Raw genomic sequence first — 395 nt, 5'->3', positions numbered from 1 at the left:
CCCGGGCGCTCCTGAAGAACCCGCCGGTGCTCATCCTCGACGAGGCGACGAGCGCGCTGGACGCCGCCACCGAGCGCAAGCTCCAGGGCGCCCTGGAGGCGGTGATGGAGGGACGCACCACCTTCGTGATCGCCCACCGCCTGTCGACCATCCGCGACGCCGACCGCATCCTGGTCTTCCACGAGGGCCGGATCGTCGAGAGCGGCACCTTCGACGAGCTGGTGGCCGAGGGCGGCCGCTTCGCCGACCTCGCCCGGGCCCAGTTCATGGCGGCCGCGCCGGAGCCTGATTACGCCCTGGCGGCGTAACAGATCGGAAATCGGGGAAGTCGCCGTCGTGGAAGACGGCGGCTTTTCCTGTTCGAGGGGTCTGGCAGCACTGACACCCTCAGGGTC

General features: G+C 70.1%; 1 pseudogene. It reads left to right on the top strand.

From position 1 onward, the window contains the following. Positions 1-308, top strand: a pseudogene (locus VQ03_RS30790) (glucan ABC transporter ATP-binding protein/ permease); the annotation flags it as partial. Positions 309-395 lie beyond the last annotated feature (87 nt).

The sequence above is a fragment of the Methylobacterium tarhaniae genome, assembly GCF_001043955.1.
Classification (GTDB): domain Bacteria; phylum Pseudomonadota; class Alphaproteobacteria; order Rhizobiales; family Beijerinckiaceae; genus Methylobacterium; species Methylobacterium tarhaniae.
The sequence above is the reverse complement of the archived record's forward strand: the minus strand, read 5'-3'. Positions and strand labels throughout refer to the sequence as shown.